Origin of the sequence: Agrobacterium sp. P15N1-A (genome assembly GCF_044626815.1) — a bacterium.
In the GTDB taxonomy this organism is placed as follows: Bacteria; Pseudomonadota; Alphaproteobacteria; order Rhizobiales; family Rhizobiaceae; genus Agrobacterium; species Agrobacterium leguminum.
Map to the genome: position 1 here is coordinate 423376 of NZ_JBIUPF010000001.1, position 13317 is coordinate 436692.

Genomic DNA, 13317 nt, shown 5'->3' on the forward strand with positions numbered 1-13317 from the left:
TTACACTCCGGCGTCCGTATCGCGGGCGATCTTGGCGTTGATTTCGGCAATCACGTTCTCGAAATCCTCGGCATGGCTGAAATCGCGATAGACCGAGGCGTAACGCACGAAGGCCACATCATCGAGGCTCTTCAGCGCCTCGAGAACCTGCAGGCCGATTTCTTCCGAAGGAATTTCCGTCTCGCCCGAACTTTCCAGGCGGCGAACGATGCCGGAGACGGCGCGCTCGATCCGGTCACGGTCGACCGGACGCTTGCGCAGCGCGATCTCGAAGGACCGCACCAGCTTTTCCCGGTCGAAGGGCAGCTTGCGGCCGCTTTTCTTGATGACCATCAGCTCGCGCAGTTGCACGCGCTCATAGGTCGTGAAGCGGCCGCCGCAATCGGGGCAGATGCGCCGCCGGCGGATGGAGGTATTGTCCTCCGCCGGACGCGAGTCCTTGACCTGCGTGTCTTCAGAACCGCAAAAAGGGCAGCGCATCTTCGTCCTTTCTCTTACATGTACGGATACATGGGGAAACGGTCCGTCAGGCCGACGACCTTTTCACGCACCGCAGCCTCGACGGCGGCGTTGCCCTCATCCGAATTGGCAACCTTCAGACCATCGAGAACCTCGACGATCAGCTTGCCGATTTCGCGGAATTCCGCTTCCTTGAAACCGCGCGTCGTGCCGGCCGGCGTGCCGAGACGAACACCGGAGGTGACGAAGGGCTTTTCCGGATCGAAAGGAATGCCGTTCTTGTTGCAGGTAATGTAGGCGCGGCCAAGCGCTGCTTCCGCGCGCTTGCCGGTGGCGTTCTTCTTGCGAAGATCGACCAGCATCAGGTGGTTATCGGTGCCGCCGGAGACGACATCCAGACCGCCTTCGACCAGCGTTTCAGCCAGCGCCTTGGCGTTCTTGACGACCTGTGCGGCATAGTCCTTGAACTCGGGCTTCAGCGCTTCGCCGAAGGCGACGGCCTTGGCGGCGATGACGTGCATCAGCGGGCCGCCCTGCAGCCCGGGGAAAACGGCCGAGTTGAACTTCTTGGCCAGATCCTCGTCATTGGTGAGGATCATGCCGCCGCGCGGGCCGCGCAGCGATTTGTGCGTGGTGGTGGTGGCGACATGGCAGTGCGGGAACGGCGACGGATGCTGGCCACCGGCGACGAGACCGGCGATGTGGGCCATGTCAACCATCAGGTAGGCGCCGACTTCATCGGCGATCTCGCGGAAACGCTTCCAGTCCCAGACACGCGAATAGGCGGTGCCGCCGGCGAGAATGAGCTTCGGCTTGTGTTCCTTGGCCTTGCGCTCCACCTCGTCCATGTCGAGCAGGTTGTCGCCTTCACGCACGCCGTAGGAGACGACGTTGAACCACTTGCCGGACATGTTGACCGGCGAACCATGCGTCAGATGGCCTCCCGAGTTCAGGTCGAGGCCCATGAAGGTATCGCCCGGCTGAAGCAGTGCGAGGAACACGGCCTGGTTCATCTGCGAACCGGAGTTCGGCTGGACGTTGGCGAAGTTGACGCCGAACAGCTTCTTGGCGCGTTCGATGGCGAGTTCTTCAGCGATGTCGACGAACTGGCAGCCGCCGTAATAACGCTTGCCCGGATAACCTTCCGCATATTTGTTGGTCATGATCGAACCCTGCGCTTCGAGCACGGCGCGGGAAACGATGTTTTCCGAGGCGATCAGTTCGATCTCGTGGCGCTGGCGACCCAGTTCCTTCTCGATCGCGCCGAAAATTTCCGGATCGACATCGGCAAGCGGACGGGAGAAGAAAGCATCTGTGTTCGACATGGTGAAGGCTCCTGAAACAGTAATGCGATGGCGTCTTAGCGCCCTGCCCGGACAAGAGCAATACGGGCAGCGAGATTTGCCCGTCAAACTGCGACGTTGCGACAAAAAACGACAGAGGTTTTCAGAAAATCGCCAAGAAAAAAGCCGCACCCGAAGGTGCGGCTCATGGTGATTGAATGAAATGGATGCCGGATCAGTTGCGCGGCAGCAGATCGTCATCCACCGGGCCAGCGGGCTGTTCCATGCCGCTCGTGGTGTTGAGCGCCAGTTCGGCATTGCCGTCCTTTTCATAGATGTCGTCGCGGAACTGCACCACGCCGTCCTTCGCCGACCACGCGGTGATGTAGACGAAATAGACCGGGATTTCCTGCGCCAGCTTGATCGGCGTGTTGACGCGGGTGGCGATGACACGCTCCATTTCCTGACGCGACCAGCCGGGCGTGTCGCGCAGCAGCCAGCTCGTCAGGTCGCGCACGTTCTGCACGCGCACGCAGCCGGAGGATTCGAAACGCATCAGCTTGTTGAACAGGCCCTGCTGCGGCGTGTCGTGCATATATTCGTTGTTCGGATTGTGGAAGTTGATCTTCGTCGAGGACATGGCGTTGATCTTGCCGGGGTCCTGACGGAACATCAGGTTCGGGGCCTTCGGCGCGAACCAGTCGACCGCGGTTGGCGAAACTTCCTGTCCCTTGCCGTCGATGAGGCGGATATTGTTCCGCTCCAGATAGGTCGGGTCCTTCTGCATCAGCGGCACGATGTCCTTTTCGACGATCGAGCGCGGCGCGGTCCAGTAAGGGTTGAGGATGACTTCGTAAATCTTGGAATTGATCACATGGGTCGGGCGGCTGGCGCGGCCGACGACAGCCGTGTTGCGCAGCACGACGCGTTCATTTTCAACGGCTTCGATGGCTGCGGCCGGGATATTCACCATCAGGTGACGCTGGCCGAGGTCGCCGGACATGGACTGGATGCGAACGAGGTTGGTCTGCAGCTGCGCCAGACGAATCTGCGCGGAAACATTGAGCGCCTTCGTGGTGTATTCGCCGCTGACGCCATCAGCCGGAAGGCCATGACGGGCCTGGAAACGCTTCAGCGCGCCATCGACGTAACTATCGAAGGCGCTGGAAATGCCGGCTTCGCGCGGCAGGTCGCCGGATACCATCAGTCGCTGGCGCAGCGCCTGTACGGAAGGATCGGAGACGCCGATCTGGAGACGCTGCTGGGACGCGGGCACTTCCGGCCAGCCGCCATTCTGCACGATCTGCTGATATTGCATGATCGCCTGCTGCATGTAGACCGGCGCTTCGCGTCCGAGAACCGGATTGTTAGAAACGACGCCCACGGCCGAACGCGACGTATTGGCGTCGAACTGGTCATCCCAGTTGCCGCGGCGCGAAGAGCCCATGAGATCGTTGAGCGCGTTCTGCGCAAAGGCCGGCGCGGCAAGCGCGGCGGCGCCAACGGAAACGGCCGAACGCAGAAGCGCGCGGCGCGATACGGAATCGGAAACGGATTTCTTTGTCATTCTACCTACCAGCCACTCTCTTCGGCATTCTCAACAATGCCTAAATCAATATGATTAACAAACACGTACAACGTGTCTGCCGGCTGGTAATACTCAACACCCATCCTTGGGCGCCATTGTCTGGCAGAACGGTCGGGACTTGCCGCGACAGCAGGAGAAACAGCCGGCTCCTTCACCCTTGCCGGTCCCATATCAATATGGCCGATTCGTGTCACGGCTCTCATCTCACGAAGCTTTGTTCGCCTGAGAAACAGGGCGAAGGCTCGAAGAAGGGCTGGGCTTGACAGGCAAAACCCCCCGGCGCGGAATCCGCAAGCCGGGAGCAAAAACATGCCCCCGGCTTAAACAGTGAAACCGTCGCGCTATTACAGGCGGTAAGCGATCGAGTCGTTCCAGAAGCGATCGAGGCGCTGCAGCAGCTTGTTCATTTCGGAGAACTCGCCGGTGCCGATGCCGCCGACCTTTTCGATCGAGCCAACGTGGCGTTCATAAAGGCGGGCAACCGTTTCGGCGATTTCCTGGCCCTTTTCCGTCAGGCTGATGCGGACCGAGCGGCGGTCGACACGCGAGCGCTGGTGGTTGATGAGACCGAGATCGACCAGCTTCTTGACGTTGTAGGAGACGTTCGAGCCGAGGTAGTAACCGCGGGAACGAAGCTCGCCGGCCGTCAGTTCGGAATTGCCGATGTTGAACAGCAGCAGGGCTTGAACGGCGTTGACGTCATCGCGACCCTGACGGTCGAACTCGTCCTTGATGACATCGAGGAGGCGGCGGTGGAGACGTTCCACCAGGTGCAGCGACTCCATGTAGAGCGAGCGGATGGTATCTTCATGTGCGTCGGCAACAACGGCCTGGGGCTTAACTTTGCTATTGATCATGACTGCCTCACTGTTTTGTTTGGCGGTGTGTTTGTTTGTCTCCCGCCTTGAGTGAGAACCTAATCAATGCGCATAAAATTCTACTTAAAAGCTACGATTAACAAATGGTTACCTGCATTTTCCCCGGGGGGCCCAACTTGTGGCGAAGCGGGAATGGCCCAAGGCCATCTATTACAAATCAATGACTTAGCCAGGAAATGCGACCTAAAACCAGGCCGAATTGCTTTATTCTTATGGTAAATCAATTCTTGCGCGTTCTTCATTCTGGCGCTGATCCAGCCAGAAAGCGACCAGGAATAGTATATAAATGGTTGCCACGAGGCCATGCATGACGGGTACTAGCGTGTTGGCGCCGAAGATGTGCGGCCACACCTTATACATGGCGATCTGCGCACCTGCGCCCATGACCCACATGACCGCGCCCCAGGAGGCCCCGAGCCAGAGGCCGAGTGCCGCGACAGGGAAAATAACGGCCAGCGCGCTGCCGGCCACCCGCCAGGGCAGGTTCAGCATATCGAACCGCCCATGGCCCCCAAGCGAATAGCCCGTCAACATCGCCCAATATTGCAGACCGAACCAGAAACAGGAAACCGCGACCAGTCTCATGAAGACCAGAAAGAGGATTTCCGTAAGCGGGCGTTTCGGCAGAGGTTGAGAATCAGGTTCCATGGCCGGAAGATACGGTCTCGACGAACGGGCGACCAGCCCATATTGAATCCCGCCGCCTGCCTTGTCAAAGCATCATCGTCATCGCAGGACGCCAATGAGGGAAGATTGTCGCATTCGCATGGGCCAAGCTTCATGCTATGCAGCTTTCCAAATTTGATCGAAGGACATTCTTACATGCAGGACAAAACGCATCTGGTCGACGAGATCACCGGCCATCGTCGCATGCGCCGCAATCGCAAGGCGGATTGGACGCGCCGTCTGGTGCAGGAAAGCCGCCTCACCGTCGACGATCTGATCTGGCCGGTCTTTATCGTGCCGGGCAGCAATATTCTCGATCCCATTCCGGCAATGCCGGGCGTCAACCGGATGAGCGTCGACAAACTGGTGGAAGCCGCTAAAGAGGCCGCCGATCTCGGCATTCCGGCAATCGCGACCTTCCCGAACATCGAAATGGAGTTGCGCGACGAGACCGGTTCCAACGCGCTCGAGGCGAATAATCTCATTAATCAGGCAACCATCGCCGTCAAGAAAGCCGTTCCAAATATCGGCATGATCACCGATGTCGCGCTCGATCCCTTCACCAGCCACGGCCATGACGGCATTCTGCGCGGCGACGAGATCGTCAATGACGAGACCGTGGAACAGATTATCAAGGCGGCGATCCTTCAGGCGGAAGCGGGATCGGACATTATTTCTCCATCGGAAATGATGGATGGCCGTATCGGCGCCATCCGTCGCGGTCTCGATGCCGCCGGGCACCAGAATGTCGGCATCATGTCCTATGCGACGAAATTCGCTTCCGGCTATTACGGTCCCTATCGCGAGGCCATCTCCACGGCCGGCCTGCTGAAGGGCGACAAGAACAGCTATTACATCAGCCCTGCCAACGGCATGGAAGCGATCCGCGATGCCGCCCTCGACGTGGAGGAAGGTGCGGATATGCTGATGGTCAAGCCCGGCCTGCCCTATCTCGACATCTGCTGGCGGCTGAAGGACAATTTCGGCCTGCCGACCTTCGCCTATCAGGTGTCCGGCGAATATACCCAGATCAAGGCTGCCGCCATGAATGGCTGGATCGATGGTGAGCGAGTGATGATGGAAACGCTTCTCTGTTTCAAGCGCGCGGGCTGCGATGGCGTTCTGACCTATTTCGCCATCGATGCCGCACGCAAACTCGCAAAGGGCTAAGACCCGCACTTATTGTATTTGGTCGTTTTCTTCCCATATTGTCTGCTGACACGGCACTCATGCCGCGCTGTCATACCCTCTCAGGAGAAAACGACCGATGAGCCTCGACCAGAACCCCACTTATGCCGCACCGGCTGACTGGCGCGCCTATAGCGGCGTCCTGAGCCGGCGGGTCTTCGCATTCCTGATCGATTATGCGATCGTTCTCCTGCTGTGCATTCCGGCAGCTGTGATCGTCTTCTTTCTCGGCGTGATTACCTTCGGCCTCGGGTGGTTCCTCTTCCCGGCGCTGTTCGTCATCGTTGCGGTGCTTTATTTTGGCATGACGCTCGGCGGCCCCTCGCAGGCGACCCCCGGCATGCGGGCAATGGGGATCGCCATGGCGCGTATGGACGGGCGGCGAATCGATTTCCTGCTGTCGACCGTTCACATCGTGCTTTTCTGGGTCATCAACTCGGTTTTGACGCCGCTGATCCTGCTTGCAGGCCTGTTTACCGAGCGCTCGCGCCTCGTTCACGACTTCCTGCTTGGCACCGTCATCGTCAGAACGCGCTGATATTGCGGAAAGCCACGCAAACGTGGCTTTCAAACCCCGCAAATGCCGCATCTCGCAGTTGACGTTTTCCGGCATTTTGCCATTCTGTGACATTATGCATGTCGCTTGAAGCGCCGCCGCCAACCCCGTGAAATCGCGGCGCGCTTTCATAACAGACGCAGGAGGCGATCACGGTTCGATGAACACGCAGGCGACGCCCTCTCCCCAATTCTATCTTACGGCGCCGGCCACCTGCCCCTATCTGCCGAACCAGATGGAGCGGAAGGTCTTCACCCATCTGGTCGGCCCGCGCGCCTCGGAAATGAACGATCTTCTGACCCAGGGCGGCTTCAGGCGCTCGCAGAACATCGCCTATCGTCCGGCCTGCGAAAACTGCCGCGCCTGCGTCTCCGTGCGCATCCTGACCGAACAGTTCCAGCCGACGAAATCGATGCGGCGCGTTCTTGCCGCCAACAGGGATGTCGTCGCCACGGTTCACGCCGCCGAGCCCTCCACCGAACAATTCGCCCTGTTTCGCCGCTATCTCGACCACCGCCACCAGTCGGGCGGCATGTCCGACATGTCGGCGCTGGATTATGCGATCATGGTGGAAGACACGCATGTAAACACCCGCATCATCGAATATCGCGTGCGCGAGCCCGGCTCCGGCATCGATTCCAGCAAGCGCGGCGAACTTCTGGCCGTGGCGCTCAGCGACGTGATGAGCGACGGCCTCTCGATGGTCTATTCCTTCTTCAATCCCGATCTGGAAAAACGCTCGCTCGGCACCTTCATGATCATCGATCACATCAGCCGCACCCGCGCGCTTGGCCTGCCGCATGTCTATCTCGGCTACTGGGTCGATGGTTCGGAAAAGATGGGTTACAAGACCCGCTACCATCCGCAGGAACATCTGACACCGCGCGGGTGGGAGGTTTATACGCCGGAAGAAAAATAACGGTTGGTCCAACCGTCAAAATCGCATGCTAAACTCCAATCAAACTTGGAGTATTTCAGATGAAATCAACCATTTGCGAGATCGGTGAAGAGGCAGGCGTTGTAATCCCGAAGGATATGCTTGAACGGCTTGGCTGGAAGATTGGCGACGTTCTCAGCTTAGGAACTGACGGCACCGTACTTGAATTGCGAACTGCTGAGAGCCCGAACGAAGAAGCAACAGTTGACTTTGATCGTCAGCTGGAACATGCACGGCAAGCGATGCGCAAGTACCACGTTGCTTTAAAAGCGCTCGCGAAGTCATAAGCACTCGATGGTTTGATTGCCCAACACATGAGATTGAAAACGTCCCGGGACAGCCCCGGGACGACATTCAAATATCAGCCACCAAATTTCCCGCTACGCGGAAAGCCCTTCGGCACGGTGCGGCCCGCCGTTGCACGGTCGGCCAGCCATTCGCGCAATTCTTCACCTACCTTGTTGAAGAGACGCCCGGCCGTGTCGGACCATGACAAGCCTTCGGCAAGCGCGAAACATTTCACGTCGACGACGCCGCCATCCTTGTAGCGCTGCAGGCGCACGCCCTTGCCGCGCGACATTTCCGGCACCTGCGAAAGCGGGAAGGCCAGAAGCTTGCGGTTTTCGCCGACGACAGCGACATGGTCGCCCGTGACCGGCACGGCGAGCTTGGCTTCATCCGGCATCGAGACATTCATGATCTGCTTGCCCTTGCGGGTATTTGCGACCATTTCGCTTTCCGCCACGATGAAACCGTTGCCAGCGGTGGAGACGAGCAACAGCTTGCGTGAGGGATCATGGACGAAGGCGGTCAGGATGTCCTGATCGTTCTCCATGTCGACCATGATGCGGATCGGCTCGCCGTGGCCGCGACCGCCCGGCAGCTTGTCGGCGCCGAGCGTATAGGCCTTGCCGCCCGTCGTCAGCAGCAGCAGCTTGTCGGTCGTCTGCGCCGGGAAAGCGAGTTTCGGGCCGTCGCCTTCCTTGAAGGTGAGCGACGAGGTGTCGGACATGTGTCCCTTCAGCGCCCGGATCCAGCCCTTCTGCGAGATGACGATGGTGACCGGTTCCTTTTCGATCATCGCCTGCTGGATGGCCTCGATATCGGCATCCGGCGCATCCGCGAACTGCGTGCGGCGGCGGCCGATTTCGGTTGCCTTGGCATATTTCTTTTTGACCTCGCCGATTTCCCAGGCGACGGTCTGCCACTGCTTGTCATCGGAAGCGAGCAGCGCTTCGATCTCGGCCTTCTCATTGCTGAGGTCGTCGAACTCCTTGCGGATTTCGAATTCCTCAAGCTTGCGCAGGTTGCGCAGGCGCATGTTGAGGATGGCTTCGGCCTGATTGTCGGTGAGCGACCACTTGGCCATCATCACCTGTTTCGGCTCATCCTCTTCGCGGATGATGCGGATGACCTCATCGAGATTGAGATAGGCGACGAGCAGGCCGCCCAGAATTTCCAGCCTGCGGTCGATGGCGGCCAGACGATGGCGGGAACGGCGGACCAGCACATCCTTGCGGTGCGCCAGCCATTCGCTCAGCACCTCGTTCAGCGCCATCACCTTCGGCACCTTGCCGAGTGACAGCACGTTCATGTTGAGCGGCAGGCGGCTTTCGAGGTCAGACAGGCGGAACAGCGATTCCATCAGCAGCGTCGCATCGACGGTGCGGCTCTTGGGCACCAGCACGATGCGCACGTCTTCGGCCGATTCATCGCGAATATCCTCGAGAAGCGGTAGCTTGCGGGCAATCAACAGCTCGGCGATCTTCTCGATCAGGCGCGATTTCTGCACCTGGAAGGGAATTTCGGTGATGACAATCTGATAACCGCCGCGGCCGAGATCTTCCGTTTCCCATTTGGCGCGCACGCGGAAACCGCCACGACCGGTCTTATAGGCATCGAGAATATTCTCGCGGCTTTCGACGATCACGCCGCCCGTCGGCAGGTCGGGGCCGGGAATGAATTCAACCAGCTTTTCCACCGTCGCATCGGGATGCTTGATGAGATAAAGCGCCGCGTCGCAAAGTTCGTGGGCATTGTGGGGCGGGATCGATGTCGCCATGCCGACGGCAATGCCGGAGGCGCCGTTGGCGAGCAGGTTCGGGAAGGCGCCCGGCAGAACGACCGGTTCCTCGTCTTCCTCGTTATAGGTGGCGCGGAAATCCACCGCATCCTCGCCGATGCCTTCGAGCAGCAGCGCGGCAACCTCGGTCATGCGCGCTTCGGTGTAACGATAGGCGGCGGCGCCGTCGCCATCGATATTGCCGAAATTGCCCTGCCCGTCGACGATCGGATAACGCTGCGAGAAATCCTGCGCGAGACGCACCAGCGCATCATAGACGGACTGGTCGCCATGCGGGTGGAATTTACCGATCACGTCACCGACGATACGGGCGCATTTCTTGAAAGCCGAGTTGGGGCGGATGCCCATTTCGCTCATGGCGTGAATGATGCGGCGGTGAACCGGCTTAAGGCCGTCGCGCACATCCGGCAGCGCACGATGCATGATCGTGGACAAGGCGTAAGCGAGGTAGCGCTCTTCAAGCGCCGCCTTCAAATCGACCGGATGAATGTTATCGTCTCCGCCGGACGGAGGTACAAGATTTTTTCCCATGGTGCTTGACTAGCGGAAATGCCGATTCCCGGCAAGAAATTCGGGGGTCGCACCTGTGGATGAAAGCAACCCTTTCATGCGATTTTTTGTTAACCGCGTTGCAAATGCCGCAATGCCGCCGTCATGGGAATCGATCTAAATCCTATAGACCTTTGAATAATCGCGAATATAAGTATCAGCATTCGAATTCGAACACGGTGCACAGCCGTACGTTGAGGGAAGCAACATCATGAGACTGAAATCCACCCGGCAGGTTCTTTTCGCGAGCGCCGCGCTTCTTACGCTTTCCGCGCCGGCCTTCGCGCTGGATGGCGGGGATGTGCTGAAGAAGATCAATGCGGCTTATGCCGCACAGGGCGGCGAGATCGCTGCCGGTTCCGTCGCCGTCAACGGCTCGACGGTGACCCTGAACAGCGTGACCTTCAACGCAGTCGCCGATCCGGCCAAGAAGATCCCGGTCGGTAATGTGACGCTCGAAGGCGTCGAGGAAAACAACGGCGGCTACAAGATCAAGAACGCCCGCTTCGACAATATCGATTACAAACAGGAAAACGTGGAGATCAAGGCAAGCGACATCTACATGTCCGGCCTCGTCATTCCCGCAGACTCCACCACCGGCACCGTCGATGCGCTGATGTTCTACGACGAAGCACATAGCGGCCCGGTTTCCGTTTCCATCGACGGCAAGCCGGCTTTCTCGCTCGAAGAAAGCACCGCAACCATGTCCGTCAGCGACGACAAGGCCTCGATCGGTTTCGAACTCGACGCATCCGGCTTCAAGGCCGATCTCAGCGAAGTCACCGATCCGGGCACGAAGGACGCGATCGAAAAGCTGAAGCTGCAGGCGCTTTCCGGCGACATGACCATGAGCGGCAGCTGGGAAGTGGCCTCCGGCACTATCGATGTTGAAGAATACGCCATCGACCTCGATGATGTCGGCCGCCTGAACATGTCGTTCGGTTTCTCCGGCTACACGCTCGACTTCATCAAGTCGATGCAGGAGACGGTGAAGGCGCAGGCCGCCAATCCGAACAAGGAACAGGCGGATCAGGCGGCAAGCCTTGCCATGCTCGGCCTGATGCAGCAGCTCTCCTTCATCAACGCTGAAATCAGCTTCGAAGACGCCAGCATCACCAAGCGCGCCATCGACTATGCTGCAAGCCAGCAGGGCATGACGGGCGATCAGCTTGCCCAGACCATCAAGGGCATGGCCCCGATCATGATGGCCTCGCTCAACGTGCCGGAACTGCAGAACATGGTGTCGGCGGCCGTCAACGCCTATATCGACAATCCGAAGAACTTCTCGATCACGGCGGAGCCGGAAAAGCCGGTTCCGTTCCCGATGATCATGGGCGCTGCGATGGGCGCGCCGAACACCCTGCCGAAAATGCTCGGTGTGACGGTGACGGCAAACGAATAAAGCTAAAAAAGCCCCGGTCATGCCGGGGCTTTTCTTTTGCGCTCAGTGCAACGGCGCGGCAGCGCCATCCTGTTTATCGTGCAGGGCGAAGCGGTCGATCATGTGGGCGCTCGCCTCGTTGACGCCGATCACCTCGACCCGCTTGCCGGCCTTGCGGAATTTCAGCACCACCTTGTCCAGCGCCCCGACCGCCGAAATATCCCACAGATGCGCCTGCGTGACATCGATTGTCACCGCCTCAACCTCCTCGGCGAAATCGAAGGCGGCGATGAAGCTCTCCGTGGAGGCGAAGAAAATCTGGCCATCGACGCGATAAATCCGCTCCCGGCCATCGGCCGAAAGCTCCGGCCGGACATGGAAAAGTTTCGACACCTTGCCTGCGAAAAACACGCCGGAGAGCAGCACGCCGGCCAACACGCCCTTTGCAAGATCGTGGGTGGCAAGCACCGTGCCGACCGTCACCAGCATGACGATGCTGGAGGATGGCGGGTTTCGGCGCAGATCGAGAATGGAGCGCCACGAGAAGGTGCCGATGGAGACCATGATCATCACCGCCACCAGCGCGGCCATGGGAATGATGCGCACAAGATCATCCAGCACCAGAATGAGGAACAGCAGGAACGCGCCCGCGACGAAGGTGGACAAGCGGCCCCGCCCCCCGGAGCTGACATTGATGACGGACTGGCCGATCATGGCGCAGCCGCCCATGCCGCCGATGAGGGCAGACGCGATGTTGCTCGTCCCCTGCCCGATGCATTCCCGGCTCTTGTTGCTGCCGGTATCCGTCATGTCGTCGACGATCTGCGCCGTCAGCAGCGATTCCAAAAGACCGACGGCGGCGAGCGCCACGGAATATGGAAAGATGATCTGCAGCGTCTCGAAGGTCAGCGGCACCTGCGGCAGGGCGAATATCGGCAGCGTCGAGGGCAATTCACCGAGATCGCCGACCGTGCGGATATCCATGCCGGAGAAGACGGCGACACAGGTGAGAACGATGATGGCGACCAGCGGCGACGGCACTATTTTGGTGACCAGCGGGAAGAGATAGATGATCGCAAGACCGGCCGCGATCATGACGTAGGTTTCGACTGGCACGCCGATCAGTTCGGGCAATTGCGCCATGAAGATCAGGATCGCCAGCGCATTGACGAAGCCGGTCATGACCGAGCGCGAGACGAAGCGCATCACCCGGCCGAGTTTCACAAGGCCCGCCAGAATTTGCAGCAGGCCCATGAGAATGGTGGCCGCGAATAGATATTGCAGCCCGTGTTCCTTGACGAGCGTGACCATCAGGACGGCGGTGGCGGCGGTTGCCGCCGAGATCATCCCCGGTCTGCCGCCGGTGAAGGCGGAAACGCAGGCGATGGCGAAGGAGGCGAACAATCCCACCTTCGGATCGACACCGGCGATGACGGAAAAGCCGATGGCTTCGGGAATGAGGGCGAGCGCCACGACGATGCCGGAAAGGAGATCGCCGCGAATATTGGAAAACCACTCACGTCTGTAAGTCTGAAATCTGTTCATTTGATTTTTTCGCAAAGAATGACGCACCGGCCGGAGCCATGTCCGGTAGATTGAAATGAAATGTCGGTGCTTTGCGTTGTCTGGCGGATCGGCGGCCAGAAGAGCCACCCGGAATTTCACCGGGTCCGTGGTGAGTAACTCACCTATAAACAGCAAAAAAGCGGGCCGCAAGTTGCGCGCCCGCTTTCGATGTCTGCGATCGTA

The 13317-nt window shown here is 59.3% G+C and carries 12 protein-coding genes and 1 other annotated feature; of the genes, 5 read left to right on the forward strand and 7 right to left on the reverse strand.

What is annotated here, in order from left to right; all coding sequences use genetic code 11:
* The 5 genes from nrdR to ACIK7D_RS02105 form a co-directional block, all read right to left on the reverse strand.
* Positions 1 to 480: a transcriptional regulator NrdR gene (gene nrdR / locus ACIK7D_RS02085; RefSeq protein ID WP_003496675.1), complete on the reverse strand. Its 480-nt coding sequence runs from the start codon at positions 478 to 480 to the stop codon at positions 1 to 3.
* A 14-nt stretch (positions 481 to 494) separates the two neighbouring features.
* Entirely contained in the window at positions 495 to 1784 is a 1290-nt protein-coding gene (glyA, locus tag ACIK7D_RS02090) for a serine hydroxymethyltransferase (protein WP_020809946.1), read from the reverse strand.
* A gap of 193 nt (positions 1785 to 1977) precedes the next feature.
* Positions 1978 to 3309 carry a murein L,D-transpeptidase gene (locus tag ACIK7D_RS02095; protein WP_003520799.1) on the reverse strand — a complete coding sequence of 444 codons (1332 nt, stop codon included), beginning with the start codon at positions 3307 to 3309 and terminating at the stop codon, positions 1978 to 1980.
* A 365-nt stretch (positions 3310 to 3674) separates the two neighbouring features.
* On the reverse strand, positions 3675 to 4184 hold the full coding sequence (ldtR, locus tag ACIK7D_RS02100) for a transcriptional regulator LdtR (protein WP_026363448.1): 510 nt from the start codon (positions 4182 to 4184) through the stop codon (positions 3675 to 3677).
* A 234-nt stretch (positions 4185 to 4418) separates the two neighbouring features.
* Complete coding sequence (locus ACIK7D_RS02105) at positions 4419 to 4856, reverse strand: DUF6163 family protein (protein WP_003496683.1); 438 nt, start codon at positions 4854 to 4856, stop codon at positions 4419 to 4421.
* Between the two features lie 174 nt (positions 4857 to 5030).
* Between ACIK7D_RS02105 and hemB the strand changes: the two genes are divergently transcribed.
* From hemB to ACIK7D_RS02125, 4 genes are all read left to right on the forward strand, one after another.
* Positions 5031 to 6044 (forward strand): porphobilinogen synthase, encoded by a 1014-nt coding sequence (gene hemB, locus ACIK7D_RS02110; protein WP_400155505.1) that lies wholly within the window; start codon positions 5031 to 5033, stop codon positions 6042 to 6044.
* A gap of 97 nt (positions 6045 to 6141) precedes the next feature.
* Positions 6142 to 6600, forward strand: coding sequence for an RDD family protein (locus ACIK7D_RS02115; RefSeq protein WP_400155506.1), 459 nt, complete (start codon positions 6142 to 6144; stop codon positions 6598 to 6600).
* Positions 6601 to 6778: 178 nt separating this feature from the next.
* The gene (locus tag ACIK7D_RS02120; RefSeq protein WP_127757572.1) at positions 6779 to 7537 is read left to right on the forward strand and encodes an arginyltransferase; all 759 of its coding nucleotides are present in this window, start codon (positions 6779 to 6781) and stop codon (positions 7535 to 7537) included.
* Between the two features lie 59 nt (positions 7538 to 7596).
* Positions 7597 to 7842: an AbrB/MazE/SpoVT family DNA-binding domain-containing protein gene (locus ACIK7D_RS02125; protein ID WP_400155507.1), complete on the forward strand. Its 246-nt coding sequence runs from the start codon at positions 7597 to 7599 to the stop codon at positions 7840 to 7842.
* Positions 7843 to 7916: 74 nt separating this feature from the next.
* On the opposite strand, the gene parC is transcribed toward ACIK7D_RS02125, so the two are convergent.
* Complete coding sequence (gene parC, locus ACIK7D_RS02130; protein WP_400155508.1) at positions 7917 to 10169, reverse strand: DNA topoisomerase IV subunit A; 2253 nt, start codon at positions 10167 to 10169, stop codon at positions 7917 to 7919.
* A gap of 229 nt (positions 10170 to 10398) precedes the next feature.
* Between parC and ACIK7D_RS02135 the strand changes: the two genes are divergently transcribed.
* Positions 10399 to 11589, forward strand: coding sequence for a hypothetical protein (locus ACIK7D_RS02135; RefSeq protein ID WP_127757574.1), 1191 nt, complete (start codon positions 10399 to 10401; stop codon positions 11587 to 11589).
* 42 nt (positions 11590 to 11631) lie between these two features.
* On the opposite strand, the gene ACIK7D_RS02140 is transcribed toward ACIK7D_RS02135, so the two are convergent.
* Positions 11632 to 13113, reverse strand: a complete 1482-nt coding sequence (locus ACIK7D_RS02140; protein ID WP_400155509.1) for a SulP family inorganic anion transporter — start codon at positions 13111 to 13113, stop codon at positions 11632 to 11634.
* Positions 13114 to 13187: 74 nt separating this feature from the next.
* Positions 13188 to 13243 (reverse strand) — a sequence feature (sul1 is cis-regulatory element that is thought to sense ions involved in sulfur or methionine metabolism; They are found in Alphaproteobacteria).
* Positions 13244 to 13317 lie beyond the last annotated feature (74 nt).